Source organism: Spirillospora sp. CA-108201 (assembly GCF_050936235.1).
Taxonomy (GTDB): domain Bacteria; phylum Actinomycetota; class Actinomycetes; order Streptosporangiales; family Streptosporangiaceae; genus Spirillospora.
The window spans coordinates 8,562,698-8,589,401 of the sequence record NZ_JBNJNE010000001.1; the positions used below are offsets into that span (position 1 = coordinate 8,562,698).

A 26,704-nucleotide genomic window follows, 5' to 3' on the forward strand; every position below is an offset into this window, starting at 1 on the left:
GAAATGTGCGTGCGGTGGACGACGACGTCCTAAGGAGCACGCCGTGTCCTCCCACGCACGCGAACACCCGCCCGGCGACCTCGCCGGCCCGCGGCCCGCCGGGCCCCCGGCGCGCCTCGCCGAGGGGGCCGCCCGGCGGCGGCTCGCGACGCTCGGCTCGCTGCTGCTGACGTTCACCGCGCTGCCCGCGGCCGTCCTGGTGGTGCCCGACGCGTCCGGCGGCGTCGTCCCGGCGGCGGCGAGCGCCCTCGCACTCGGCGACGCCGAGATCCCCGGGCTGCTGCGCGCCACCGGGTTGTCCCTGCCCGTCCTGCTGGTCACGGTGCCGCTCGCCGCCGTCGCCGCCCGCCGCCTCCCCGCCTGGGGCGTGCTCATGGCGGGGCTCGCGGTGCTTCTCGCGGGCACCGGCGCCGCCCGCCTCGCCCATTCGCTGCCGGACATCGGGACGGTCCGAGCCGTCCAGGGCATCGGCGCGGGCATCGTGCTGCCCGCGAGCCTCGTCCTGGTCTGGGAGCGCCGGAACCGCGCCCTGTCGGCCGCCTGGGCCGGGGCCCTCGCGGGCACGCTGATCCTCGCGATGCCGCTGGCGCTGAAGGCCGTCCCCGTCCCCGCCGACGGCGCCGCCGTCCACGACTGGCGGGTCGCGCTCGCGCCGTTCCCGCTGCTCGCCGTCGCCGCCGCCGGAACCGCGCTCGCCCACCCCCTCCTGCGCGGACGTCTCCACCGGCGCCCGTCCGCGTTCCGGCGCAGCGAACGCGGCCGACTGCTCCTCGTGCTCGTCCCGGCGGGCGGTTTCGCGTTCCTCGCCGTCGTCGCCGCGCACGCCTGGTCGCCCGGCGCGCGGCTCCTCCTCGCCGGGCTCACGCTGCTCGCCCTGGCCGGTCTCGCCGTCGCCGGCGGCCGGGAGGAGGCCGCCGGCGCCCCGTCCGGCGCCGCGCTCGCCATGGTCGCCGTCGGCCTGCTCTGCCAGCCCGTCGCCGGCCCGCTCGCCGGGCTGGCCGCCGCCCGGGCGGGCACCGGGGGCCCGCCGCTGCTCCTGTTCGCCGTGGCGGCCGCCGCCGCCCTCGCCGCCGCGCTCGCGGCCACCCGCACCGGGACGCGCGGCGCCGTCCGCACGGGCCACGTCCTCATGATCGCCGCCGTCCCGCTCGGTCTCGCCGCCGGCGCCCTCGGCCGCTGGGCGCTGCTCGCCCCCTCGTCCCCCTCGGCGCCGGCGCGGGGCTGGCCCTGGCCGCGTCGCTGCGCGACGCGCGGGTGAGCACCGCGCTGTTCGGGCTGTCGCTGTGCTTCCCCGCGGTGCTGGCCGGGCAACTGCTCGCCCTGTCGCTCCAGGCGGCGCGGCTCCAGCAGATGCGGTCGGCCACCGACGCCCAGCAGGCGCACGCCCTGCTGGAGGGCTACCGCATCTGGCTGGCCGTGGCCGGCGCGGCCGCCGTGCTGCTCGCCGGAGCCACCGCCCGGCTGCACGCCGGACGCCCCGCGACGTCGCGCGCACGCGCAGCGCGGCTCCCTGTGAATGCCACTGCGGACCCCGGAGCCGGGTAGGATTCGCGCGCTTACCGAATCCGACAGACCACTAGGAGAAACACCCGTGTCCGAGCGCACTCTTGTCCTGGTCAAGCCCGACGGCGTTCGCCGCGGCGTCGTCGGCGAGGTCATCTCCCGGATCGAGCGCAAGGGCCTGAAGCTCGTCGCGCTGGAACTGCGCACCCTCGCCCGCGAGACCGCCGAGGCGCACTACGAGGAGCACGCCAGCAAGCCGTTCTTCGGCGAGCTGGTCGACTTCATCACCGGCGGCCCGCTCGTCGCCATGGTCGTGGAGGGCCCGCGCGCCATCGAGGCGTTCCGCTCCCTCGCCGGCGCCACCGACCCGGTCAGCGCCGCCCCCGGCACCGTCCGCGGCGACTTCGCCCTGGAGATCGGCGAGAACATCGTCCACGGCTCCGACTCCACCTACTCCGCCGAGCGCGAGATCAAGCTCTTCTTCCCCGAGGTCTGAGCTGGCCCAGGGGGGCGACCCCCTGGAACCCCCGTTGCGAGCCGGGCGATCCTCACGCCACGGTGCGGGCTCTTGCGCCCGTGCGGGTTTGCGTCGTGTCGCTGCGGTCGCCCGGCTCGGCGGGTCGTGCGACCTCCAGGCCCGGCCACCCGACCCGCGCGCCGGTGCAGGTCCTGCTCCAAGAGCGTTACGGCGTGGCACGTCCAAGAGCGTTGGACGTGCCTCTTCTCGCGCCCTCTTGGGCCGTCGCTTCTCAGCCGAGGCAAGTGTGCCTGTGTTGGGTTGGGGTTCGGTCCGAGAGGGCTTGCTTGTTTCCATCTTGGAAATCTGCCTCGCCCCCTTCGGGGGCGGTTGCGGCTCGTCCCAGAACTCGTTCGTGGAGGAGTAAGGGCCGGCCCTGCTGTGGCTCGGCACCCTTCATGAGGTGGTAGATCGTCGGCCCGGGGTTCGGCTTTTCCGCGGGCGGGCGGGGCGGTGCCGCGGCGCCGGTCCGGCCGTGTTGGCGCGGAGGGCTGTGTGGGGGCCGGGGAGACCCCCTAAGATCCTCGGATACCCGGTGGCGCCGGGGCTGCCGTGGACGCCGCGCGTCTGCCGGCCGACCGTCCGCCGGGTCCGTCCGCCGGGTTCTCTTTATGGAAAACCGGGCTGGTCAGGACGCGTTTTTTTCGCGACGCGCGGCGCGGGGGTGACTGCCCGCGGAGGCGGCCGCACGTTACGATGGACGCGCCGCTATACACGCCCGTCAATCATGAAGGGCTCCCTTTCTTCATGGGTAACAAGCTGTCGTTTCTTGGCCGTGACATGGCGGTCGATCTAGGTACCGCCAACACTCTGGTGTACGTGCGCGGGCGTGGCATCGTCCTGAACGAACCCTCCGTGGTGGCGATCAATACCAATACCGGGAAGATCGTCGCGGTGGGCATCGAGGCGAAGCGGATGATCGGCCGTACACCGGGCAACATCGTCGCGGTCCGTCCGCTGAAGGACGGCGTCATCGCCGACTTCGACGTCACCGAACGGATGCTGCGCTACTTCATCCAGAAGGTGCACAAGCGCCGGCACTTCGCCAAGCCGCGGATCGTCGTGGCCGTGCCGAGCGGGATCACCGGGGTGGAGCAGCGCGCGGTGAAGGAGGCCGGCTACCAGGCCGGAGCCCGCCGCGTCTACATCATCGAGGAGCCCATGGCCGCCGCGATCGGCGCCGGGCTGCCCGTCTACGAGCCGACCGGCAACATGGTCGTCGACATCGGCGGCGGCACCACCGAGGTCGCGATCATCTCGCTCGGCGGGATCGTCACGAGCCAGTCGGTGCGCGTCGGCGGCGACGAGCTCGACCAGGCCGTGATCTCCTTCTCCAAGAAGGAGTACTCCCTGATGCTCGGGGAACGCACCGCGGAGGAGATCAAGATGGCGATCGGGTCGGCCTATCCCGGCGGCGACGAGGAGCCGCACGCCGAGATCCGGGGCCGCGACCTCGTCAGCGGGCTGCCGAAGACCGTCGTGATCTCCGCCGAGGAGGTCAGGCGGGCGATCGAGGAACCGGTCAACGCCGTGGTGGACGCGGTGAAGACCACCCTCGACAAGTGCCCGCCCGAGCTCTCCGGCGACATCATGGACCGCGGCATCGCGCTCACCGGCGGCGGCGCTCTGCTGAAGAACCTCGACGAACGGCTCCGCGAGGAGACCGGGATGCCCATCCACCTGGTGGACAACCCGCTCGACTCGGTGGTGCTCGGCACGGGCAAGTGCGTCGAGGACTTCGAGTCGCTCCGGCAGGTGCTCGTGCCGGAGCCGCGGCACTGATTTCGGACGTGGCCGGCCAGGGGGCGCGAGGGGTCGCCCCCGGGACGAGCCGATTCGGACACGGTCCGCCGAGGGGGACGCGGGGGCGTCCCCCTTCGTGAGTCACTGGGCTCCCGGCGGGCCACGGAACGGGAGGTCGGTGCGTGAAGGACACCCGGCGCACCCGCGTGGTCCTCGGCGCGTTGCTGGTCGTGGCACTCGCGATGATCACCATTGACTACCGCGGCGGGCACGACTCGCCGCTGCGCGGCCTGCGCGGCGTCGGCGCGACGGTGTTCGGCCCGGTGGAGCGGGCGTCGGCGTCCGTCGTCCGGCCGGTGGGCAACACCTTCGACGCGATCACCGACGCGCCGGGCGAGCGGCGCCGCGCCGACCGGCTCGTGCGGCAGAACCAGCGGCTGCGCGAGCAGCTGCGCTCCAGCCGCCTCGACCAGGACCGGTCCGCGCAGCTGCGCCGGCTGCTCGGCACCGCCGGGATGGGCGGCTACAAGATCCACGCCGCGCAGGTGATCTCCGCGGGGCAGGGCTTCGAGGACACCGTCACCATCGACGTCGGCAGCCGCAGCGGCATCAAGCCCGACATGACGGTGATGAGCGCCGACGGGCTCGTCGGCCGCGTCACCCGCGTCGGGCCCGCGACGGCCACCGTCCTTCTCGCCACCGACCAGACCTCCTCCATCGGCTCCCGGCTGGAAGAGTCCAAGGAGATCGGGATCACCCAGGGCCAGGGCCGCCGCGGCCTCGGCCGGGGCGGCGCGACGCCGCTGCGGTTCCAGCTGCTGGACGCGGCCGCCCCGATCCGGGTCGGCCAGCGGATCGTCACGCTCGGCTCCCAGGGGCAGAGGCCCTACGTCCCGGGCGTCCCGATCGGCGTGGTCGAGCGGATCGAGCGGTCCACCAGCGGGCTGACCCGCACCGCCTACGTGCGGCCGTTCGTCCGGTTCACCAGCCTGGACGTCGTCGCCGTCGTGGTCGCCCCGCCGAAGACCGACCCGCGGGACGCGGTGCTGCCGCCCAAGCCCCCGCCGCCCCCGACCCCGACGCCGACCGCGACGCCCTCGGCGAGCAAGAGCCCGAAGGCGAAGCCGCGCCGCTCGAAGAGCCCGTCCACGAATCCGACCCGGGGGGACTGACGTGCTGAACCCGCCCGAGGCGTCGCCGGCCGGCCGCGCCGCGGTGACCGCCGTGGTGATCGTCGTGACGCTGATCCTGCAGGTGTCGGTGGCCAACCGGCTGCCGCTGCCCGGCGGCGTCCAGCCCGACCTCGTGCTGCTGGCCGTCGTGGCGCTCGCGCTCGTCGCGGGCTCGATGACCGGGATGGTGGGCGGCTTCCTCGCGGGCCTCGCCGCCGACATCATCCCGCCCGCCGACCACACCATCGGCCGGTACGCGCTGGTGTACTGCCTCATCGGGTACCTGTGCGGCGCCGCGTCCGCCGAGATGGACCGCCAGTCGGCGGTGCCGTTCCTCGCCGTCGCCGCCGGCGCGCTCGCCGGGACCGTGCTGTACGCGGGCACCGGCATGATCCTCGGCGATCCGCGCGCCGAGTGGGCGACCGTGTCCAGCATGGTGCCGCTCCAGGTGCTCTACGACGTCATCGCGTGCCCGTTCGTGGTGTGGGCGGTGCTGCGCGCCACCCGCCGGTACGAACGCGGGGAACGCGCCCGCGGCGACCGGCTCGCCGTGCCCGCCGCCCGCTACCGCGCGATGTCGGGGCGGAGCGGCACCCTGTGAACCCGAGGACTCACTTCCGCCTCGTCGTCCTGTACGTGCTCGTCGCCGCGCTGCTGCTCGTCCTGATCGGGCGGATGTGGGCGCTCCAGGTCCTGGAGGGCGCGCACTACCGGGCGGTCGCCGCCGACAACCGCACCCGCGACATCGTCGTCCCCGCCACCCGCGGCATGATCCTGGACGACCGCGGCAGGCCGCTCGTGCGCAACCGCAGCGCGCTCGTCGTCTCGGTCGACCGCACCACGCTGTCGCGGCAGAAGGACGGCGGCCGGACCGTCCTGAAGCGGCTCGCCGCCGTGCTCGGGACGTCCGAGGACGAGATGTCCAAGCGGATCCGGCTGTGCGGGCCCGGCATCAAGCGGCCGTGCTGGCCGGGCTCTCCCTACCAGCCGATCCCGGTCGAGGACCACGTCGACCCCAAGCGCGCCCTCCAGATCATGGAGCGGCAGGAGGACTTCCCGGGGATCACCGCGCAGGTCCAGGCCGTCCGCGACTACCCCGAGCCGGAGGGCGCGCGCCCCGCGCAGCTCCTCGGCTACCTCCAGCCCGTGACGCAGGACGAGCTCGACAAGCGCAAGGGCCTCAAGGTCACCGGTTACAGCGGCGTCGACCTCGTCGGGCGGGACGGCCTGGAGGCGCAGTACGACTCGGTGCTGAGCGGCGAGCCCGGCTTCCGCAAGGTCCTGGTCGACAGCCAGGGCCGCGTCACCGGCACCGCGCAGGAGCAGCCCCCGAACGCCGGCAGCAACCTCGTCACCAGCATCGACGCGGGCGTGCAGGGCGCGGCGGAGAAGGCGCTCAAGAACGCGATCGACGGCGCGCGCAAGCAGGGCCGCCCCGCCGACGCCGGAGCCGCGGTCGTGATGGACGTGCGCACCGGCCGGATGATCGCGATGGCGAGCTACCCGACCTACGACCCGGGCATTTGGACCGGCGGCATCTCCCAGGACGAGTACGACGCGCTGCTCGGCAAGAAGCAGGGCGAGCCGCTGATCTCCCGGGTCACGCAGGGGCAGTTCGCGCCCGGCTCCACGTTCAAGATCTCCTCGGTGTCCGCCGCGGTGAAGGACGGCAACAGCCTGACCGGCACCTACGACTGCCCCGGCTCCTACAACGTCGGCAACCGCGCGTTCCGCAACTTCGAGGGCGAGGAGCTCGGGGCGATGTCGCTGCACACGGCGCTCGTCAAGTCCTGCGACACGATCTTCTACCGGTTCGCCTTCCAGGAGTGGCAGCGCGACGGCGGGACGAAGCCGAAGAAGAACCCCTCCGACCCGATGGTGAAGATGGCCCGCAGCTACGGGTTCGGGTCGCGCACCGGCGTCGACCTGCCCAGCGAGAGCGAGGGCCGCATCCCGGACCGGGGGTGGAAGAAGAACTTCTGGGACGTGACCAAGGCCGCCAACTGCAAGGGCGCCAAGGAGGGCTACCCGGAGCTCGCCAAGACCGACCCGGCCCGCGCCGCGTACCTGAAGGCCGTCGCGACGGAGAACTGCACCGAGGGCTACGTCTGGCGCCCCGGAGACGCGGCGAACTTCTCGGTCGGGCAGGGCGACGTCCTGGTGACGCCGCTGCAGCTCGTCCGCGCCTACTCGGCCATGGCGAACGGCGGCAGGCTGCTGACCCCGCGGCTCGGCGTCGCGGTCGTGCGCCCCGACGGCTCGATCGTCCGCCGGATCGACGCGCCGCCGCCGCGGAAACTGCCCGTCGACGACAAGGTGCTCAAGTACATCCGCGCGTCGCTCGCGGAGGTGCCGAAGAGCGGCACGGCGTCCGGGGCGTTCAACGGCTTCGACTTCAAGCGCGTCGACGTCGGCGGCAAGACCGGCACCGCCGAGGTCTACGGCAAGCAGGACACGTCCTGGTTCGCCTCGTTCGGCCCGGTGGACAAGCCGCGCTTCGCGGTGGTCGCGATGGTCTCCCAGGGCGGGCAGGGGGCGCAGACGTCCGCGCCGGCCGTCCGGGAGATCTGGGAGGCCATGTACGGGACGAAGGACCGCAAGGCCCTCCTCCAGGACGGGAGGCTCCCGTCCGAGCTGCCGCGGATGCCCGTCGAGGGGAACGCCCCGTGATCACAGGTTCCGGGGTCGGCAGCGTCGACGCCTACGCCGCGCACCGGTCGTGGACCAGCAGGCTCGGCGGGCTGCGCCGCCTCGACCTGCCGATGCTGCTGGCCGTGCTGGCGCTGTCGGCGGTGGGCGCGCTGCTGGTCCGCTCGGCCACCTTCCATCTGCTGACCGAGCAGGGCAAGGACCCCGAGGGCTTCCTCAAGCGGCACATCCTGAACCTGATCATCGGGTTCCTGCTCGGCGGCCTGGTCACCGTGCTGGACTACCGGCTCCTGCGCGCCTACGTCCCCATCCTGTACGGGCTGGCGTGCGTGGGGCTGCTGGCCGTGCTGACCCCGCTCGGCTCGACGATCAACGGCTCGCACTCGTGGATCGTGATCGGCGGCGGGTTCCAGGTGCAGCCCTCGGAGTTCGCGAAGGTCGGGCTCGTGGTGCTGCTGGCGATGATCCTCGGCGAGCCGCGCGACGGGGAGATCGGCCCCGGCCGGCGGGACGTGCTGCTCGCGCTCGTGCTCGCCGGGGTGCCCGGCCTGCTGATCATGCTCCAGCCCGACCTCGGCACCGCGCTGGTGTTCATCGCGGTGGTGCTCGGCATGCTGGCGATCTCCGGGGCGCAGAAGCGCTGGCTCGTCGGGCTGGTCGGCGGGGGCGTCGCCGCGGGCGCCGCCGTGTTCTTCTTCGGGCTGCTGAAGGCCTACCAGATCGCCCGGTTCACCGCGTTCCTGAACCCCGAGGCCGACCCGCGCGGCGCCGGCTACAACGCCCAGCAGGCCCGCATCGCGATCGGGTCGGGCGGGGCGTTCGGCAAGGGCCTGTTCCACGGCGAGCAGACCGGCGGCCACTTCGTCCCCGAGCAGCAGACCGACTTCATCTTCACGGTGGCGGGCGAGGAGCTCGGCTTCGTCGGCGCCGCCGTCATCATCGCGCTGCTCGGCGTGGTGCTGTGGCGCGGGCTGCGCATCGCCACCCAGGCCGCCGACCTGTTCGGGACGCTCGTCGCGACCGGGGTCGTGTGCTGGCTGGGCTTCCAGACGTTCGAGAACGTCGGGATGACGATCGGGATCATGCCGATCACCGGGCTGCCGCTGCCGTTCGTGTCCTACGGCGGGTCCGCGACCTTCGCGAACATGATCGCGTTCGGCCTGCTGCAGGCCGTCCACGTGCGCCGCCGCCCGTTCGATTAGCGTCCGGCGACCGCGTAGGCTGGACGTTCTTCCCACGTCCCCTGCACGGAGGGTTCCGTCATGCCGGTCGAGTCGCTCTTCCCGCGCCTGGAGCCGCTGCTCCCGAGCGTGCAGAAGCCGATTCAGTACGTTGGCGGCGAGCTGAACTCCCAGCTCAAGGACTGGGACGAGACCGCGGTCCGATGGGCGCTGATGTATCCGGACGCCTACGAGGTGGGGCTGCCGAACCAGGGCGTCCAGATCCTGTACGAGATCCTCAACGAGCGCGACGGCGTGCTCGCCGAGCGGACGTACTCGGTGTGGCCCGACATGGAGGCCGTCATGCGGGAGCACGGCATCCCGCAGTTCACGGTCGACGCGCACCGCCCGGTCTCCGCCTTCGACGTGTTCGGTGTGTCGTTCTCCACCGAACTCGGTTACACCAACCTGCTGACGGCGCTCGACCTCGCCGGCATCCCCCTGGAGGCCGCCGACCGCACCGGCGACCACCCGATCGTGATCGCGGGCGGGCACGCCGCGTTCAACCCCGAGCCGATCGCCGACTTCGTCGACGCCGCCGTCCTCGGCGACGGCGAGGAGATCGCCCTCGCCGTCACCGAGGTCGTCCGCGAGTGGAAGGCCGAGGGCGAGCCCGGCGGACGGGACGGGCTGCTGCTGCGCCTCGCGGCGTCCGGCGGCGTGTACGTCCCGCGCTTCTACGACGTCACCTACCTGCCCGACGGCCGCATCCAGCGGGTCGCGCCGAACCGCCCGGGCGTCCCGTGGCGGATCGAGAAGCACACCGTCATGGACCTCGACCAGTGGCCGTACCCGAAGAAGCCCCTGGTCCCGCTGGCCGAGACCGTCCACGAGCGGTTCAGCGTGGAGATCTTCCGCGGCTGCACCCGCGGCTGCCGGTTCTGCCAGGCCGGAATGATCACCCGCCCGGTGCGGGAGCGGTCGATCACCACGATCGGCGACATGGTGGAGCAGGGGCTCAAGGAGTCCGGCTTCCAGGAGGTCGGGCTGCTCAGCCTGTCCAGCGCCGACCACAGCGAGATCGGCGACGTCGCCAAGGGCCTCGCCGACCGCTACGAGGGCACCAACACCTCGCTGTCGCTGCCGTCCACGCGGGTGGACGCCTTCAACATCACGCTCGCCAACGAGTTCTCCCGCGGCGGCCGGCGCTCCGGTCTGACGTTCGCGCCCGAGGGCGGCTCCGAGCGGATGCGCAAGGTGATCAACAAGATGGTCAGCGAGGACGACCTGATCCGCACCGTCACCACCGCCTACGAGAACGGCTGGCGGCAGGTCAAGCTGTACTTCATGTGCGGCCTGCCCACCGAGGAGGACGAGGACGTCCTCGCCATCGCCGGCATGGCCAAGCGGGTCATCCAGGCCGGGCGGGACGCCACCGGCCGCAAGGACATCCGCTGCACCGTGTCCATCGGCGGGTTCGTGCCGAAGCCGCACACCCCGTTCCAGTGGGCCGCGCAGTGCGACCACGAGACCGTCGACCGCAGGCTGCGCGCCCTCAAGGACGCCCTGCGCGGCGACAAGCAGTACGGCCGCGCCATCGGCCTGCGCTACCACGACGGCCAGCCGTCGATCGTCGAGGGCCTGCTGTCGCGCGGCGACCGGCGCGTCGGCAAGGTCATCCGCGCCGTCTGGGAGGACGGCGGCCGCTTCGACGGCTGGAGCGAGCACTTCTCCTACGAGCGCTGGACGGCCTGCGCCGAGAAGGCCCTGGCCGGGGAGCCCGTCGACCTCGCCTGGTACACCGTCCGGGAGCGCGACGAGGTCGAGGTGCTGCCCTGGGACCACCTCGACGCGGGGCTCGACCGCGAGTGGCTCTGGCAGGACTGGCAGGACGCCGTCGACGAGACCGAGGTCGAGGACTGCCGCTGGACGCCGTGCTACGACTGTGGCGTCTGCCCCACGATGGGCACCGAGATCCAGATCGGCCCGACCGGCAGGAAGCTGCTCCCGCTGAACGTGGTGTAACCGGATTCGGCCGTGTCGTCCCTTGAGCTGCAGGGGTTCTGGGCTTACGGGGGCGGTGCCTGGCGGAACCGGGTCCGGGGCCCCGTACTCTATAGGGAGACCTTTATTTCGACTCGGCACGAGTAGGAAGGACCAGAACCCTGGCACCCATGCCGGAGGGTCCGGCGCCGGCCCCCGTGACCCAGCGACTGCGCGTCCGCTACGCCAAGCGGGGCAGGCTGCGGTTCACGAGCCATCGCGACATTTCCCGGGCCGTGGAACGCGCCGTACGGCGCGCCGGGATCCCTGTCGCGTTCAGCGCCGGATTCACCCCCCACCCGAAGATCTCGTATGCGGGTGCGGCGGCGACAGGGGTGGCCAGTGAGGCCGAATACCTCGAACTCGGGCTCACCGAGACCCGCGACCCTGCGCGGGTGCGAGCCGATCTCGACGCGGCCCTGCCCCCTGGACTCGACGTCCTGGACGTCGTGCCGGTCAGGGCGGGACGCGACGACGCCCCGGTGAAGCCGGGAGCGTTCACCGATCGGCTTGAGGCGTCCGAATGGCGGATCCGGCTCGACGGCGTCGCCGCAAGCGACGCCGCCGCGGCCGTAGCCGCCTTCATGGCCGCCGAGAACATCGAGGTGGAACGTCTCACGAAGAAGGGACGGCGCCGTTTCGACGTGCGTGCCGCCGTGTCCGCCTGCGAGCTGGACCGGCGCGCCGACGAGACGGCGGATGCCCCTTGTGCGATACTTCGAATGGTTGTTCGGCATTCCACACCCGCCGTACGACCCGACGACATCCTCACCGGACTGCGCCAGGTCGCCGACCTCGCGCCGCCGTCACCGCCGCTGGTGACCAGGCTGGCGCAGGGGCCCCTCGACGCGGACACCGGTGGCCTCGCGGATCCCCTGGATCCCGACCGGGAGACCGGCCTGCCGTCCGGCGACGACGCCGGGACGGCTCGCGGCCCTGAGCGGCCGCGATCCGGGGACGCCGCGAGCGCGGATGCCGTCAGCGCCTGACCGTGGGACCGAAGCCGTGGAGGCACGGAACCGGTCCCGCAGGGTACGGAAGGCGCACCCCCGACGACTTCGTCGTCACGGCCGGACCAGCGTCCGGCGGTGACGGCACCGACTGACGAGGTGCTCCCGTGCGGCGCACCGCATCGTCCCGCTCCTGGCGGGGCGGGCGGACGCGCCCGGGAGCCTGACGGGAGATTGCCCGGATGCTTGAGAACGAAGCCGACGCGGCCGAAGGCGCCGACGACGGGACCGTCGACGACGAGACCAGGGAGACCGCACAGACCGAGGGCGCGCAGAGCGGAAGCGCCCCGAGCGAGGGCAAGGGCGTGACGTCGCGGCCGCGCCGCGCGAGCCGGCCCGCCGGCCCGCCGCCCGACGTGGACGACGCCGCCGCGGCCCCCACCGCGCAGCCGGAGCCCGCCTCCGCCGAAGAGCCCGCCTCCGCCGCCGAGCCCCCCTCCGCCGCGGAGCCCGCCGAGGCGGCCGAGCCGCCGAAGCGGACCCGGACCCGCGCGCGCAAGAGCACGAAGGCCGCCGCCGAGACGGCCGAGCCCGTCCCGGTGACCGGCGCCGAGAGCTCGCCCGAGGCCCCCGCGGAGCAGGCCCCCGCCGAGCAGCCCGCCGAGGAGGCGCCGGCGCCCCGCACCCGGACCCGCCGCCGCCCCGCCAGGGCGGCCGCCGAGGTCCCGTCGGTGCCGCAGGTCCCCGCCGTCCCGGTCGCCGGTGAGGTGCCGGCCCCGGAGCAGGTGTCGGAGACCGAGCCCGCGAGCGGCGTCGGCGTCCCCGGCGTGACGTTCCAGCCGCCGATGGTCGTCTTCCAGCCGCCGCAGCCCAAGGCCGAGGCGCCCGCCCGTCCGAAGGCCGCCGAGGCCGAGCCCGCCGTGCAGGACGCCGGCGAGGAGGACCAGGACCAGGACCACGGGCCGGCGGACGAGGACGACTCCGAGGACCGCCCGTCCCGCCGTCGCCGCCGTCGCGGCGGCCGCGGCCGTGGCCGGGGCGGCAGGGAGGGCGCCGAGGACGAGGGCGAGGACACCGAGGCCGAGGCCGAGGAGCCCAAGGAGGAGCCGCAGCCCGCCAAGCCCGCCAGGGCGGCCAAGGGCAAGGGCGCGAAGGGCGGCAAGGCGTCCAGGGCCAAGGACAAGGAGCAGGACAAGGAGCCCAAGGCCGAGGAGGCCGAGCAGGCGGCCGCCGAGGGCGACGGCGATGACGAGGACGGCGGGTCGAGCCGCCGCCGTCGCCGCCGCAGGCGCCGTTCCGGGGCCGACGGCGAGTCCGGCGGCTCCGACGACCCGCCGAACACCGTCGTCCACGTCCGCACGGCCCGCGAGGAGCGCGCCGCCGCCGAGGACGAGGTCCAGTCCGTGCGGGGTTCGACCCGCCTGGAGGCCAAGAAGCAGCGCCGCCGCGAGGGCCGCGAGCAGGGCCGCCGCCGCCCGCCGGTGATCACCGAGGCGGAGTTCCTGGCGCGCCGCGAGGCCGTCGAGCGGGTCATGGTGGTCCGGCAGGAGGGCGAGCGCACGCAGATCGCCGTCCTGGAGGACGACGTGCTCGTCGAGCACTACGTCAACCGCGCGACGCACCAGTCGTACGTCGGCAACGTCTACCTGGGCAAGGTCCAGAACGTCCTGCCGTCGATGGAGGCGGCGTTCGTCGACATCGGCAAGGGCCGCAACGCCGTGCTGTACGCGGGCGAGGTCAACTGGGACGCCTCCGGGCTGGAGGGCCAGCCCCGCCGCATCGAGTCGGCGCTGAAGTCGGGCCAGTCGGTCCTCGTCCAGGTCACCAAGGACCCCCTCGGCCACAAGGGCGCCCGGCTGACCAGCCAGGTCTCGCTGCCCGGCCGGTACCTGGTGTACGTGCCGGACGGCTCGATGACCGGCATCAGCCGCAAGCTGCCCGACAAGGAGCGCAGCCGCCTCAAGTCGATCCTGAAGAAGGTCATGCCGGAGAACGCCGGCGTGATCGTGCGGACCGCGGCGGAGGGGGCGGCCGAGGAGGAGCTCGCCCGCGACGTCTCGCGCCTGGCCGCCCAGTGGGACAGCATCCAGAAGAAGGTCAAGACGGCCTCGGCGCCGTCCCTGCTCTACGGCGAGCCCGACCTGACGATCCGCGTCGTCCGCGACATCTTCAACGAGGACTTCTCCAAGCTCGTGGTGTCCGGCGCCGAGGCCTGGGACACCGTCTCCGACTACGTCCAGTACGTCGCCCCGCACCTGGCCGACCGCGTCGAGCGCTGGACCGGCGACCAGGACGCCCTGGCGGCGTACCGCATCGACGAGCAGCTCGCCAAGGCGCTGGACCGCAAGGTCTGGCTGCCGTCCGGCGGCTCGCTGGTGATCGACCGCACCGAGGCGATGACGGTCATCGACGTCAACACCGGCAAGTTCACCGGGCAGGGCGGCAACCTGGAGGAGACCGTCACCCGCAACAACCTGGAGGCGGCCGAGGAGATCGTCCGCCAGCTCCGGCTCCGCGACATCGGCGGCATCGTCGTGATCGACTTCATCGACATGGTGCTGGAGAGCAACCGGGACCTGGTGCTGCGCCGCCTCGTGGAGTGCCTGTCGCGGGACCGCACCAAGCACCAGGTCGCCGAGGTCACCTCGCTCGGGCTGGTGCAGATGACCCGCAAGCGGGTCGGCCAGGGGCTGCTGGAGGCGTTCTCGGAGACCTGCGAGTCCTGCAACGGCCGCGGCATCCACGTCCACCTGACGCCGGTCGAGCCGAAGGCGGAGAAGGCGGCCGGCAAGGAGTCCGGACGCCGCCGCAAGCGCAAGGGCGAGGTCGAGAAGGCCGTCGAGGAGAAGCTGTCCCGGCACGAGACCAAGCCCAGGGAGGCCGCGCCGGAGCCCGCCGGGGAGCCCGCGCGGGAGCTCGTCGCCGAGACGGCGCCGGTCGTGGAGGCGGCGCCCGAGCCGGTCCGTTCGCGGCCGAAGAAGTCCCGGCCCGCCAAGCGTCCGGCCGGCCCGCCGCCCGAGATCGACGAGGCCCCGGCGCAGGCGGCCGTGGAGGCCGCCGACGCCGCCGAGGAGACCGCCGGCACCGCGCCGGGCGCGCTGGACTCCGCCGAGCCGGTGCAGGTCGGCGCGAACGGCGCCGAGCCCGCCGGAGCCGAGCAGCCCGGCGGTGAGCCCGCCGGCGAGCTGAACGGCGTCGGGGCCCCTTCCGGCGAGTCCAACGGCACCGCCCCCGCGGGCGACCAGGACGGCGCCGAGCCCGCCCGCCGGCGCCGTGCCCGCCGCCCCCGCGCGGCGGCGGCGCAGGCAGCCGACGGCGGCGAGTCCTCGGACTGACACGGGGCCGGGCCCTGGCCGGACGCGTTCGCGTTCCGGCCAGGGCATCCGGTACCCTTGACCTTCGGCGCGTCTTCGGCGCGTCGCCCGAATCCGCACCGCGAGCTCCGTCCGGGGCATCGTTCGGTGCTCACCCCACCGATCCGGTGGGGCAAAGCAGAGAGCGCCAGGCTTCCTGGTGTGCCGCTCTCGGCCCGGTGCCGGGGGTAGGCCCCCATCCGGGGGCTGGTAAGCCACGCGCGGGACCGGTTCACTCCGGAAGCGCGCGCAGACGAAGGGTTTCCGCGGTGTACGCGATTGTCCGCGCAGGCGGCAGGCAGGAAAAGGTCGCCGTCGACGACGTGCTGACCGTCGACAAGCTGGCCGGTGACGTCGGGTCGACCATCACGCTCCAGCCCCTGCTGGTCGTGGACGGCGACGACGTCGTGAGCCGCACGGCCGACCTCGCGGGCTACGAGGTGACCGCCGAGATCCTCGGCGCGGTCAAGGGCCCCAAGATCAACATCATGCACTACCGGAACAAGACCGGGTACAAGCGGCGGATGGGTCACCGCCAGCCGTACACCGAGGTCAAGATCACCGGTATCAAGGCCGGCAAGAAGTAAGGGAGAGCGGTCTCATGGCACACAAGAAGGGCGCATCGTCCAGCCGCAACGGTCGCGACTCCAACGCCCAGCGCCTCGGTGTGAAGCGCTTCGGCGGCCAGGTCGTCAACGCCGGCGAGATCATCGTCCGCCAGCGCGGCACCCACTTCCACCCCGGCCCGGGCGTCGGCCGCGGCGGTGACGACACGCTGTTCGCGCTCGTCGCGGGCGCGGTGCAGTTCCGTCGCTACCGCGGTCGCAACGCGGTGAGCGTCGTCCCGCCGGCGGAATAGTCCGCCAGGGGCAGCGACTTTTGTTCGAAGGGGCGGACCGTTTCCGGTCCGCCCCTTCGCCGTTCTTACCAAGGTTCCCTGAGGAGAGTCACCGTGGCCGTTGGAGCGGGATCGGGCGCGCAGTTCGTCGACCGGGTGGTGCTGCACGTCGCGGCGGGCAACGGCGGCAACGGCTGCGCCTCGATCCACCGCGAGAAGTTCAAGCCGCTCGGCGGCCCGGACGGCGCCAACGGCGGCCGCGGCGGCGACGTCGTCCTGATGGTCGACTCGGGCGCCGCGAGCCTCCTCGAATACCACCGGCGCCCGCACCGCAAGGCGGGCAACGGCAGGCCGGGCCAGGGCAGCCTGCGGACGGGCGCGGACGGCGACGACGTGATCCTGGCCGTCCCCGACGGCACCGTCGTGAAGTCGGGCGACACCGTCCTCGCGGACCTGGTCGGCGAGGGCACCCGGTTCGTGATCGCCAAGGGCGGCAGCGGCGGCCTCGGGAACGCGGCGCTGGCGACGGCCAAGCGCAAGGCGCCCGGTTTCGCGCTGCTCGGCGAGCCTGGGGAGGAGCGCGACGTCGTCCTCGAACTGAAGAGCGTCGCCGACGTCGCGCTCGTCGGGTTCCCCAGCGCGGGCAAGTCGTCGCTGATCGCCGCGCTGTCGGCGGCCAAGCCGAAGATCGCCGCCTACCCGTTCACGACGCTGATCCCGAACCTCGGCGTGGTGAGCGCGGGCGACACGACGTTCACGGTCGCGGACGTGCCGGGCCTGATCGAGGGCGCCAGCGAGGGCCGCGGCCTCGGCCTGGACTTCCTGCGCCACATCGAGCGCTCCTCCACCCTCGCGCACGTCCTCGACTGCGCGACGATGGAGCCGGGCCGCGACCCGGTCAGCGACTTCGAGGTCATCGAGCGCGAACTCCAGGCCTACGACCGGGTGCTGGGCGACCGCCCGCTGTCGGACCGCCCCCGCGTCGTCGTGCTGAACAAGGTCGACGTGCCGGACGGCCGCGAGCTCGCCGAGATGGTGCGGCCCGAGTTCGAGGCCCGGGGCCTGCGGGTGTTCGAGGTGTCGGCGGCGTCGCACGAGGGCCTGCGGGAGCTGTCGTTCGCGATGGCGGCGATGGTCTCGGAGTACCGCGCCTCACTGCCGGCGGCGGAGCCCACCCGCATCGTCATCCGGCCCGAGCCGGTCGGCGGGGACACCGACTTCGAGGTCAGGACCCTCGGCGACAACACCTACCTGATCACCGGCGTGAAGCCCGTCCGGTGGCTGCGCCAGACCGACTTCGCCAACGAGGAGGCCGTCGGCTACCTCGCCGACCGCCTCGCCCGGCTCGGCGTGGAGGACGCGCTCGGACAGGCGGGCGCCAGCGCGGGCGCCACCGTCCTGATCGGCACCATGGACGACTCGATCGTCTTCGACTGGGAGCCGGAGGTCGCGGCGGGCGACGGCGTGCGGGGCCCGCGCGGCACCGACCGCCGCCTCGACGGCTGGTCCTAGGGGCGGAGAGGTCCGGGAGCGCGGAAGCCGTTCCCCGCGGGGGCAGGGTTGAACAAGGAGAACCGGAGTGCGGGGCGTCTCCCCGCATCGAGCAGGGCATGAGCGGAGCTGGTCATGAGTGGGCGTGAGGCGGTCGCGAAGGCGCGGCGGATCGTGGTGAAGGCGGGCTCGTCCTCGCTGACCACGCCGCAGGGCACGATCGCCGCGAACCGCATCGACGCGCTGGTGGACGTGCTCGCCACCCGCCGCGGCGAGGGCACCGACATCGTGTTCGTGTCGTCCGGCGCGATCGCGGCGGGGCTCGGCCCGCTCGGGCTGACGCGCCGGCCCCCAGACCTCGCGACCCAGCAGGCGGCGGCGAGCGTCGGGCAGGGCCTGCTGTTCGCCCGCTACACCTCCTCGTTCGCCCGGTACGCGCTGACGGTCGGGCAGGTGCTGCTCACCGCCGACGACATGATGCGCCGCTCGCACCACCGCAACGCGCAGCGCACCCTCGGGCAGCTGCTCGCCATGGGCGTCCTGCCGATCGTGAACGAGAACGACACCGTCGCCACCGACGAGATCCGGTTCGGCGACAACGACCGGCTGGCCGCGCTCGTGGCGCACCTGATCCGCGCGGACGCGCTGGTCCTGCTCTCGGACGTGGACGCGCTCTACACCGGGGACCCGCGCCGTCCCGGCGCCCGCCGCGTCGACGACGTGCGCGGACCGGACGACCTTCGCGACGTCGAGCTCGGCGGCTCGGGCCGGGTCGGCACCGGCGGCATGGTCACGAAGGTCGAGGCGGCCAGGATCGCGGGCATCCCCGTCGTGCTGACCAACGCCGCGTCCGCGGCGCGCGCGCTCTCCGGCGACCAGGTCGGGACGCTGTTCCATCCGGCCGAGGGCCGCCGGATGTCGACCCGCAACCTGTGGCTGGCGCACGCGACGACGGGCCAGGGCCGCGTCATGCTGGACGCGGGCGCGGTCGAGGCGGTCGTGCGGCGCCGGACGTCCCTGCTCCCGGCCGGAGTGACGGGCGTGGACGGCGACTTCGCCGCGGGCGACCCGGTCGACCTGTGCGCCGCCGGCGGCGAGGTCGTCGCGCGCGGCCTGGTGAACTACGACGCGTCCGAGATCCCCGAACTGATGGGGCGCTCGACGCGCTGGCTGGCCCGGGAGCTGGGCGCCGAGTACGAACGCGAGATAATCCACCGCGACCATCTGGTGATACTGCGATGACGGGAGCCTGCTGATGAGCGACGAGCGCGAGGAGTTCCTGCGGGTGGCGCGGCGCGCCAGGGAGGCCGCCGCCGGGCTGGCCCCGCTGCCGCGGTCGGCGAAGGACGCGGCGCTGCACCGCATCGCGGACGCCCTGGTCACCGCCGCCCCGGAGATCGTCAAGGCGAACGAGGCCGACGTCGCGCGAGCCCGCGGGAACGGCACCTCCGAGTACATGATCGACCGGCTGAGCCTGTCGGAGGAGCGGATCGCCGCGATCGCCGACGCGGTCCGGAAGGTCGCCGCGCTGCCGGACCCGGTGGGGGAGTCGGTGCGCGGGAACGTGCTGCCGAACGGGCTGGAGCTGCGCCAGGTGCGGGTGCCGCTCGGCGTCGTCGGGATCATCTACGAGGGCCGCCCGAACGTGACCGTGGACGCCGCCGCGCTGTGCCTGAAGAGCGGGAACGTGGCGATGCTGCGCGGCTCGTCGTCGGCGTACGGCTCCAACACCGTGCTGGTCGAGGTGATGCAGGGCGCGCTCACCGGGACCGAGGTCCCGCCGGACGCGGTGCAGCTCGTCCCGGGCACGTCCCGCGAGTCGGTGAAGCACCTGATGCGGGCGCGCGGCCTGGTGGACGTGCTGATCCCGCGCGGCGGCGCCTCGCTGATCAACTCGGTGGTGGAGGAGTCGACCGTCCCGGTGATCGAGACGGGCGTCGGGAACTGCGCGGTGTACGTGGACGCCGCCGCCGACGTCGACATGGCCGTGGACATCCTCCTGAACGCCAAGACGCAGCGTCCTTCGGTGTGCAACGCCGCCGAGACGTTCCTGGTGCACGCCGACATCGCCGACGCGTTCGTCCCGCGCGCGCTTGAGGCGCTGAAGAGCGCCGGCGTCACGGTGCACGGCGACGACCGGATCCGCTCCTTCGGCGGCGACGTCGTGGAGGCGACCGAGGACGACTGGCACGCCGAGTACCTCTCGCTCGACATCGCCGCCCGCGTGGTGGACTCCCTCGACGACGCCGTCGCGCACATCCGCCGGTACGGCTCGGGGCACACCGAGGCGATCGTCACCACGTCCCAGCCGGCCGCGAAGCGGTTCGTCGCGCTGGTCGACTCGGCGGCCGTGATGGTGAACGCCTCGACGCGCTTCACCGACGGCGAGGAGTTCGGGTTCGGCGCGGAGATCGGCATCTCGACGCAGAAGCTGCACGCCCGCGGCCCGATGGGGCTGCCGGAGCTGACGTCCACCAAGTACGTGGTGACCGGGGAAGGGCACGTGCGCGGCTGAGGTCCGGATTTGTGACAGTTTTGCCATTGATGTCACGTGGACGGCTGTGGTCTGATTCACGATTGTGACTCGTCAGTACAGCCGCCGTCGCGTCCTGCGGGGCGCCGCCCTCGGCGCGGGGATCGCCACCACCGGACTGGCCGCCTTCCCCGCGCGTCCCGCCGCCGCGGCGGCGCCCGCGCTGCGCGGTCCCGCCGCGGGCACCACCCTCGACCGGACCTACCTGCTCGGCGCCGCGGGCGCCGGCGGCTACCGCAAGGTGACCACCGGTCCGGGTGAGCCGCACCTGCTGCGCCGCGACCTCGGCGGCGCCGCCTCGGCGCGCCGGGCCGCCACCCGCCGCGGCATCCTGGCGTTCGGCCACCTCACCGACGTCCACATCATCGACGCCCAGTCCCCGGCCCGCGTCGAGTTCGTCGACCGGCTCAAGGACGGCCTGGACCTCCTGCCGGTCGAGGGCGCCTACCGGCCGCAGGAGATCCTGTCCACGCAGGTCGCCGAGGCCATGGTCCAGGCGGTGAACCGGGTCGGCCGCGGACCGGCGACCGGGCTCGGCCTCGCCTTCACCATCAACACCGGCGACGCCGCCGACAACGTCCAGTACAACGAGCTCCGCTGGATCATCGACCTGCTGGACGGCGGACGCGTCAGCCCCGACTCCGGCGACCCGAAACGCTACGAGGGCGTCATGGACTGGGCGTCCTACGACCGCTCGTTCTGGCACCCCGAGGGACCGCCGCCCGGCGCCGAGGCCGACCTGCCGAGCACCGGGTACGGCTTCCCGCGCGTGCACGGCCTGATCGACGCCGCGCGCCGCCCCTTCCGGGCGACCGGCCTCCGCGCGCCGTGGCTGGCCGCGTTCGGCAACCACGACGGGCTCATCCAGGGCAACCTGCCGGTGAACCCGCTGGTCTCCGGCCTCGCCACCGGCGGCATCAAGATCGGCGCCCCGGCGGACGCCGGCCAGGCCGAGCGCCTCGCCCGCATGATGAGCGGGGGCGACGCCGCCGAACTCGTCCGCCTCAGCCGCGAGCAGGGCGGCGCGGGGGGCCTGTTCCGCCCGGTGACCCCCGACCCGAACCGCCGCATGCTGTCGCGCGCCGAGGTCGTCGCCGAGCACTTCACGACCACCGCGTCCCTGCGCGGCCACGGCTTCACCCCCGCCAACCTCCGCGACGGGACGGCCTACTACGCCTTCGACAAGGGCGTCGTGCGCGGCCTCGTCCTCGACACCGTCAACCCCAACGGCTACTCCGAGGGCTCGCTCGACAGGAAGCAGTTCGCGTGGCTGGAGGCGCAGCTCAGGGCCGGCAGCGGCCGCTCCCTCGCACCCGACGGCTCCGTCGTGAGGAAGGCGGTGAGGGACCGGCTGTTCGTCCTGTTCAGCCACCACCCCATCGGCTCGCTGGAGAACCCGCTCGGCGGCGACCGCGTCCTCGGCGACGAGGTCGAGGCGCTCCTGCTGCGCTACCCGAACGTCGTCCTGTGGGTGAACGGCCACACGCACCGCAACCAGGTCATCCCGCACGCGCGCAAGGGCGGCGGGGGCTTCTGGGAGGTCAACACGGCCGCGCACATCGACTTCCCGCAGCAGAGCCGCATCGTCGAACTGGCCGACAACGGCGACGGCACCCTCTCGGTCTTCGCGACGGTCCTCGACTCCGCCGGGCCCGCCTCCCACGGCGGCCGCCTCACCGACCCGGTCAGGCTGGCGTCGCTGTCCCGGGAACTGGCGGGCAACGACTGGCAGGACCGCGAGGAGGACCGCCGCGGCGAGGCCGCCGACCGCAACGTCGAGCTCCTGGTCCCGGCCCCCTTCTGAGGACGGCGAAGGGCCGCCGCGTCCGTGTCGCGGCGGCCCCGGCCCGGTGCCCGGTCAGTTGCCGGACGTGGGCCCGTCGTCGCGCCGGGTGAACCGGTCGAACAGCCCGCCGGCCGCGCCCGCCGCGGCGTCGGCCATGTCGCGGACCTTGCCCACGAACGGGTCGGCCGTCCGCTCCCACGACTCGCGGTAGGACTGGGCGGCCTCCTTGATCCCGTCGCGGACCGACGCGTTGCCGTCGTCCTCCCGGCGCGCGTAGTCCCCGGCCAGGATGCGCTCGTACTCGCCGCTGCGCGCCCACTGCTCGATCTCGGCGAACCGGATCACCGCGAACGGGTGCGACTGCCCGAGCAGGTTCATGAACTTCAGCACCCCGTCCCGCACGTCGCCGGCCGCGTCGTACTCGCGCGCCTGCTGCAGGAACGCCTCGCTGCTCATCTCGCCGAGCCGCGTCCCGCCCGCGAGCTTCATGTTCACCCGCTTGGCCGCGTCGAGGTCCTGCCCGGCGAGCAGCCCGGCCCGGTCCGACGACAGCTCGGCCTTCCGGAACCACTCCCGCAGCCCGATGATGATCGCCGCGATCCCCACGTTGCCGAGCGGCAGCCACGCCAGCCGCGCCCCGAGCTGCAGCAGGATCTGCATCATCGTCTGGTACACCGCGTGCCCGGACAGGATGTGCCCGACCTCGTGCCCGACGACGAAGCGCAGCTCCTCCTCGTCCAGCAGGTCGATCAGGCCGGTGTTCAGCACGATGAACGGATGGTCGGACCCGAGCGCCATCGCGTTCGGCGTCGGGTCCTGCCGCACGTACAGCTCGGGGACCTCCGGCATGTCCAGGATGTAGGAGGCGTCGCGGACCATGTCGTAGATGTGGCGGAACTGGTCCTCCCCGACGCGCACCGTCCCGCCGAGGAACATCAGTCGCAGGGACCGCTCGTTGACCAGCCCCGACAGCTTGCGCAGCACGACGTCGAACCCGGAGAGCGAGCGCAGCGCCACGAGCGCCGAACGGTCCGCCGGGTGTTCGTAGGCCCGGGAACTGATCCCCGGGAACCGCGTACGTGCTCGATCCGGTGTGTTCTCCGTCATGTCTGGCATGGTAGTTCCGACGATTCACCGTGCCGCAGGGTTCCCCGCCGCGGGGGCTCCGTCCGGCTCTGGCCGCGCCCGGGAGGCAGGCATGTTCGACCCGAAGGCCGAGGCGATGTCCCTCGACGAGCGCGCCGCGCTGCAGCGGCACCGCGTGTGGGGGCTGGTCGACCGGCTCCTGGCGGCGGACGGCGTGCAGGGGCGGCGGCTCCGGGCGGCCGGGGTCGGGCGCGGCGCCGACGTGACGCTCGCGGGGCTGCGCGACCTCCCGTTCACCACCAAGCAGGACCTCTGGGACCACTACCCGTTCGGGATGCTCGCCGTGCCGCGCGACCAGGTCGCCGCCGTGCACGGGTCCAGCGGGACGCGGGGGCGCCCGACGCTCGTCGCCTACACCAGGGCCGATCTCGACCTGTGGGCGGCGATGTGCGCGCGCTCCCTGTCGTGCGCGGGGGCGTCGCCGGGCAGCGTCGTCCACAACGCCTACGGGTACGGGCTGTTCACCGGCGGGATCGGCATCCACCAGGGGGCCGTGGCGCTCGGCGCGACCGTGGTGCCGATGTCGGGCGGCATGACCGAACGGCAGGTGCGCATGCTCGCCGACCTCCGCCCCGACGTCCTCACCTGCACCCCCGCGTACGCGCTGCGGCTGGGGGAGGCCGTCGCCGAGGCCGGGATCGACGCGACGTCGCTCAAGGCGGGGCTCTTCGGCGCCGAGCCCTGGTCGGAGGAGCTGCGCGCGGCCATCGAGGACGTCCTGCCGATCAAGGCGATGGACGTCTACGGGCTGTCGGAGGTCATCGGGCCCGGCGTGGCCACCGAATGCCTGGAGCAGGACGGCCTGCATGTCAACGAGGACCACTTCGTCGTCGAGGCCGTCGACCCCGCCACCGGCGCCCCCGTCGAGGACGGCGCCCCCGGCGAGCTCGTCTTCACCACCCCCACCAAGCAGGCGCTGCCGCTGCTGCGCTACCGGACGGGCGACATCGCGTCCCTCACCCGCGGCGAGTGCGCCTGCGGACGGACCCTGGTGCGGATGAGCAAGATCCTCGGCCGGGCCGACGACATGATCGTCGTCCGGGGCGTGAACGTGTACCCGAGCGAGGTCGAGCGGGTCCTGCTCGGCTCCGGGCTCGTCCGGCCGCACTACCAGCTCGTCGTGGACCGGCGCAGCGCCGCCGCGCGGCTCCTCGTCGCCTGCGAGGCGCTGGCCGGCGACCCGCGGACCGCCCTCGTCCACGCCCTGTACGAGACGCTCGGCCTCACCGCCGAGGTCGCGGTGCTGCCCGAGGGCACCGTGCCGAGGGTCGAGGTGGGCAAGGCCGTGCGCGTCGTGACCTGGGAGGACGGCGACCCGCCGCTGCCCGGCCTCGCCTGAGCCGCCGGGGGCGGACGTTCCGGACGCCGGCCGGCTGGCTATTGTCGTCGCTATGACGCAAAAGCGGCGACTGGGGATCATGGGCGGCACGTTCGACCCGATCCACCACGGGCACCTCGTGGCCGCCAGCGAGGTCGCGCACTTCTTCTCCCTGGACGAGGTCGTGTTCGTGCCCACCGGCATCTCGGCCCACAAGGAGGGCGCCAAGGTCGCCGCCGCCGAGGACCGCTACCTCATGGCCGTGATCGCCACGGCGTCCAACCCGCGCTTCTCCGTCAGCCGCATCGACATCGACCGGCCCGGCGCCACCTACACCGTCGACACGCTCCGCGACATGCGCGAGATCCAGGGCCCGGACGCCGACCTGTTCTTCATCACCGGCGCGGACGCGCTGGAGAAGATGCTCACCTGGCACGACACCGACGAGCTGTTCGAACTCGCCCACTTCATCGGCGTCACCCGCCCCGGGCACCGGCTCGCCGACCCCGGGCTGCCTGACGGGCGCGTCTCCCTCATGGAGGTGCCCGCCCTGTCGATCTCCTCCACGGAGTGCCGCGAACGGGTCGGCAGCGGCGAACCCATCTGGTACCTCGTCCCGGACGGGATCGTCCAGTACATCAACAAGCGGGGCCTCTACCGCGGTACCGCCTGACCCGGCGCCGCGGCCACATATTCTGGATGGAGACCGGGGCCGCATCCGCCATTGCGGCCGAACAACAACAAAGAGGTCGATCGTCCGTCGCACGTGAGAAGGTGGAGGCGGAGACGACCCCTACAGGGAGGATCGCGAGCGCACCGTGACCGCATCCGAGAGGGCGGCGCAGCTCGTCCGGATCGCCGCCGAGGCGGCGGGCGACAAGCTGGCCGACGACATTCTTGCCTACGACGTGAGCGAGCAGCTCGTCATCACCGACGCGTTCCTGCTCTGCTCGGCCCCGAACGACCGCCAGGTCCGCGCCATCGTGGACGAGGTCGAGAAGCGCCTGCGCGAGGAGGCCGAAGCCAAGCCCGTCCGCCGCGAGGGCGAGCGCGAGGGCCGCTGGGTCCTGCTGGACTACGCGGAGATCATCGTGCACATCCAGCACGAGGAGGACCGCATGTTCTACGCCCTCGAACGGCTCTGGAAAGACTGCCCCCTCATCGACCTGCCGGAGAGCGTCACCGCCCACCAGGCCCAGCGCGCCCGCGCCGTCGGGAGCCCGAGTGACTGACGCGCGCCCGGCCCGCGAACCGGGCAGACGCCGCCTCGTCCTCTGGCGGCACGGCCAGACCGCGTGGAACGTCGAACGCCGCTTCCAGGGCAAGACCGACATCCCCCTCGACGAGACGGGCGTCGCCCAGGCCCGGCGCGCCGCCCGCCTCCTCGCCGGCCTCCGCCCCACCGCGCTGCTCGCCTCGCCGCTGCGCCGCGCCGCCGACACCGCCCAGGCCCTCGCCGACGTCACCGGGCTGCCCGTCGGCTACGACCGGGACCTCATCGAACGCGACGGCGGCGCCTGGGAGGGCCTCACCTCCCGCGAGATCCGCGAGCGCTACCCCGCCGAGCACGCCGCCTGGCAGCCGCCCGGCGGCGAGACCAGCGCCCAGGTCGCCAAACGCGTCGGCGCCGCGCTCGAACGCGCCCTCGACGACCTGCCGCCCACCGGCCAGATCGTCGTCGCCTCCCACGGCGCCGCGCTCCGCCTCGGCATGTCCCACCTCCTCGGCCTCCCCGAGGAGACCTGGGAACGGCTCGGCGGCCTGTCCAACTGCTGCTGGTCCGTCATCACCGAGATGCGGGGCGGCGGCTGGCGCCTCGCCGAGCACAACGCCGGCACCCTCCCCGAGCCCGTCCTCAGCGACGACCGCCCCGACGCCGGCGTCTGACCCCAAAGGATTCGAGACCAGCCCCGGCCGTCCTATACACTGGCTGGGCGCCGCGGGATGAACGTCCATGCGGCGGCGGGGCTATGGCGCAGTTGGTAGCGCGCCTCCATGGCATGGAGGAGGTCTGGGGTTCGAATCCCCATAGCTCCACGAACGGAGTTGGGAGTCCTCTACCCACGGAAAGCGTGGGTGGGGACTCCCTTCTTCGTTTCTTCTGGGGGGCGACCCCCAGACCCCCGATGTGGGGGCTCCGCCCCCACGCCCCCTCCCGGCTCAGCTTCTCGAGGTTGCCCCTTTGGCCGTTCTGCCTGGGGGTTCTTGTCGTGAGCGGGCCTGACCTTGGGGGCGGGGATGGTTTCATGCGGGGTATGGGAAGACACCGCAGGGCGGCGAAGCGCGAGGTCACCGTGGCCGACCTCATCGACGAGCTGCGCCGGTTCGATCCCGGCGCCGAGGTGCGGCTGGCCATCCAGCCGCGGATGCCGCAGGAGCATGCCGTCGGGCCCGTCGCGCAGGCCGACGGGATCGTGTGGATCGGTGAGGGCGGGCAGCGGGGCTACGCGCCGGACGAGGTCCGCGACCGCCTCGGGTGGGGCTGACCGCAAAGCCTTCGCC

Annotated in this window: 23 protein-coding genes and 1 tRNA gene; 23 read left to right on the plus strand and 1 reads right to left on the minus strand. The window is 73.2% G+C overall.

From position 1 onward, the window contains the following. Window positions 1-43: 43 nt before the first annotated feature. The 17 genes from ACQEU6_RS40975 to ACQEU6_RS41055 all read left to right on the plus strand — a co-directional run bounded on the left by ACQEU6_RS40975 (window position 44) and on the right by ACQEU6_RS41055 (window position 21,756). On the plus strand, window positions 44-1,258 hold the full coding sequence (locus tag ACQEU6_RS40975) for a hypothetical protein (RefSeq protein WP_499339078.1): 1,215 nt from the start codon (window positions 44-46) through the stop codon (window positions 1,256-1,258). Further along, window positions 1,255-1,545, plus strand: a complete 291-nt coding sequence (locus ACQEU6_RS40980; protein WP_499339079.1) for a hypothetical protein — start codon at window positions 1,255-1,257, stop codon at window positions 1,543-1,545. Before ACQEU6_RS40975 ends, ACQEU6_RS40980 begins: the two co-directional genes overlap by 4 nt. 46 nt (window positions 1,546-1,591) lie before the next feature. Next, window positions 1,592-1,999 carry a nucleoside-diphosphate kinase gene (gene ndk / locus ACQEU6_RS40985; RefSeq protein ID WP_499339080.1) on the plus strand — a complete coding sequence of 136 codons (408 nt, stop codon included), beginning with the start codon at window positions 1,592-1,594 and terminating at the stop codon, window positions 1,997-1,999. Window positions 2,000-2,767: 768 nt separating this feature from the next. Then, complete coding sequence (locus ACQEU6_RS40990; RefSeq protein ID WP_067794123.1) at window positions 2,768-3,802, plus strand: rod shape-determining protein; 1,035 nt, start codon at window positions 2,768-2,770, stop codon at window positions 3,800-3,802. Between the two features lie 143 nt (window positions 3,803-3,945). Next, complete coding sequence (gene mreC, locus ACQEU6_RS40995) at window positions 3,946-4,935, plus strand: rod shape-determining protein MreC (RefSeq protein ID WP_499339082.1); 990 nt, start codon at window positions 3,946-3,948, stop codon at window positions 4,933-4,935. Window position 4,936: 1 nt separating this feature from the next. Next, window positions 4,937-5,536 carry a rod shape-determining protein MreD gene (gene mreD / locus ACQEU6_RS41000; RefSeq protein ID WP_499339083.1) on the plus strand — a complete coding sequence of 200 codons (600 nt, stop codon included), beginning with the start codon at window positions 4,937-4,939 and terminating at the stop codon, window positions 5,534-5,536. Next, the gene (mrdA, locus tag ACQEU6_RS41005) at window positions 5,533-7,605 is read left to right on the plus strand and encodes a penicillin-binding protein 2 (protein WP_499339084.1); all 2,073 of its coding nucleotides are present in this window, start codon (window positions 5,533-5,535) and stop codon (window positions 7,603-7,605) included. The genes mreD and mrdA overlap by 4 nt, the downstream gene beginning before the upstream one ends. After that, on the plus strand, window positions 7,602-8,786 hold the full coding sequence (gene rodA, locus ACQEU6_RS41010) for a rod shape-determining protein RodA (protein WP_499339085.1): 1,185 nt from the start codon (window positions 7,602-7,604) through the stop codon (window positions 8,784-8,786). Before mrdA ends, rodA begins: the two co-directional genes overlap by 4 nt. Before the next feature lie 60 nt (window positions 8,787-8,846). After that, on the plus strand, window positions 8,847-10,769 hold the full coding sequence (locus ACQEU6_RS41015) for a TIGR03960 family B12-binding radical SAM protein (RefSeq protein ID WP_499339086.1): 1,923 nt from the start codon (window positions 8,847-8,849) through the stop codon (window positions 10,767-10,769). A 149-nt stretch (window positions 10,770-10,918) separates the two neighbouring features. After that, on the plus strand, window positions 10,919-11,776 hold the full coding sequence (locus ACQEU6_RS41020) for a TIGR03936 family radical SAM-associated protein (RefSeq protein ID WP_499339087.1): 858 nt from the start codon (window positions 10,919-10,921) through the stop codon (window positions 11,774-11,776). Window positions 11,777-11,979: 203 nt separating this feature from the next. Then, window positions 11,980-15,072, plus strand: coding sequence for an Rne/Rng family ribonuclease (locus tag ACQEU6_RS41025; RefSeq protein ID WP_499339088.1), 3,093 nt, complete (start codon window positions 11,980-11,982; stop codon window positions 15,070-15,072). A 287-nt stretch (window positions 15,073-15,359) separates the two neighbouring features. After that, window positions 15,360-15,677 carry a 50S ribosomal protein L21 gene (gene rplU, locus ACQEU6_RS41030; protein WP_089309479.1) on the plus strand — a complete coding sequence of 106 codons (318 nt, stop codon included), beginning with the start codon at window positions 15,360-15,362 and terminating at the stop codon, window positions 15,675-15,677. Window positions 15,678-15,691: 14 nt separating this feature from the next. Continuing rightward, window positions 15,692-15,949 carry a 50S ribosomal protein L27 gene (rpmA, locus tag ACQEU6_RS41035; RefSeq protein WP_067640985.1) on the plus strand — a complete coding sequence of 86 codons (258 nt, stop codon included), beginning with the start codon at window positions 15,692-15,694 and terminating at the stop codon, window positions 15,947-15,949. Between the two features lie 93 nt (window positions 15,950-16,042). Then, window positions 16,043-17,440, plus strand: a complete 1,398-nt coding sequence (gene obgE / locus ACQEU6_RS41040; protein ID WP_499339089.1) for a GTPase ObgE — start codon at window positions 16,043-16,045, stop codon at window positions 17,438-17,440. A gap of 114 nt (window positions 17,441-17,554) precedes the next feature. Beyond that, window positions 17,555-18,661, plus strand: a complete 1,107-nt coding sequence (gene proB, locus ACQEU6_RS41045) for a glutamate 5-kinase (protein ID WP_499339090.1) — start codon at window positions 17,555-17,557, stop codon at window positions 18,659-18,661. Window positions 18,662-18,674: 13 nt separating this feature from the next. Then, entirely contained in the window at window positions 18,675-19,934 is a 1,260-nt protein-coding gene (locus tag ACQEU6_RS41050) for a glutamate-5-semialdehyde dehydrogenase (protein ID WP_499339091.1), read from the plus strand. A gap of 64 nt (window positions 19,935-19,998) precedes the next feature. Further along, entirely contained in the window at window positions 19,999-21,756 is a 1,758-nt protein-coding gene (locus ACQEU6_RS41055) for a TIGR03767 family metallophosphoesterase (protein WP_499339092.1), read from the plus strand. 54 nt (window positions 21,757-21,810) lie between these two features. Here the strand turns inward: ACQEU6_RS41055 and ACQEU6_RS41060 are convergent, their stop codons facing one another. Further along, window positions 21,811-22,845: a M48 family metallopeptidase gene (locus tag ACQEU6_RS41060; RefSeq protein ID WP_499339093.1), complete on the minus strand. Its 1,035-nt coding sequence runs from the start codon at window positions 22,843-22,845 to the stop codon at window positions 21,811-21,813. Between the two features lie 91 nt (window positions 22,846-22,936). On the opposite strand from ACQEU6_RS41060, the gene ACQEU6_RS41065 reads away from it, so the two are divergent. From ACQEU6_RS41065 to ACQEU6_RS41090, 6 genes are all read left to right on the plus strand, one after another. Beyond that, window positions 22,937-24,223 (plus strand): phenylacetate--CoA ligase family protein, encoded by a 1,287-nt coding sequence (locus tag ACQEU6_RS41065; protein WP_499339094.1) that lies wholly within the window; start codon window positions 22,937-22,939, stop codon window positions 24,221-24,223. Between the two features lie 52 nt (window positions 24,224-24,275). Next, window positions 24,276-24,875 carry a nicotinate-nucleotide adenylyltransferase gene (gene nadD / locus ACQEU6_RS41070; RefSeq protein WP_499339096.1) on the plus strand — a complete coding sequence of 200 codons (600 nt, stop codon included), beginning with the start codon at window positions 24,276-24,278 and terminating at the stop codon, window positions 24,873-24,875. 145 nt (window positions 24,876-25,020) lie between these two features. After that, window positions 25,021-25,434: a ribosome silencing factor gene (gene rsfS, locus ACQEU6_RS41075; protein WP_499339098.1), complete on the plus strand. Its 414-nt coding sequence runs from the start codon at window positions 25,021-25,023 to the stop codon at window positions 25,432-25,434. Continuing rightward, window positions 25,427-26,089, plus strand: a complete 663-nt coding sequence (locus ACQEU6_RS41080) for a histidine phosphatase family protein (protein WP_499339100.1) — start codon at window positions 25,427-25,429, stop codon at window positions 26,087-26,089. Before rsfS ends, ACQEU6_RS41080 begins: the two co-directional genes overlap by 8 nt. 77 nt (window positions 26,090-26,166) lie before the next feature. After that, window positions 26,167-26,239: transfer RNA gene (locus ACQEU6_RS41085), tRNA-Ala, on the plus strand. Between the two features lie 218 nt (window positions 26,240-26,457). Continuing rightward, window positions 26,458-26,688, plus strand: coding sequence for a hypothetical protein (locus ACQEU6_RS41090; protein WP_499339101.1), 231 nt, complete (start codon window positions 26,458-26,460; stop codon window positions 26,686-26,688). The last annotated feature ends 16 nt before the right edge of the window (window positions 26,689-26,704 follow it).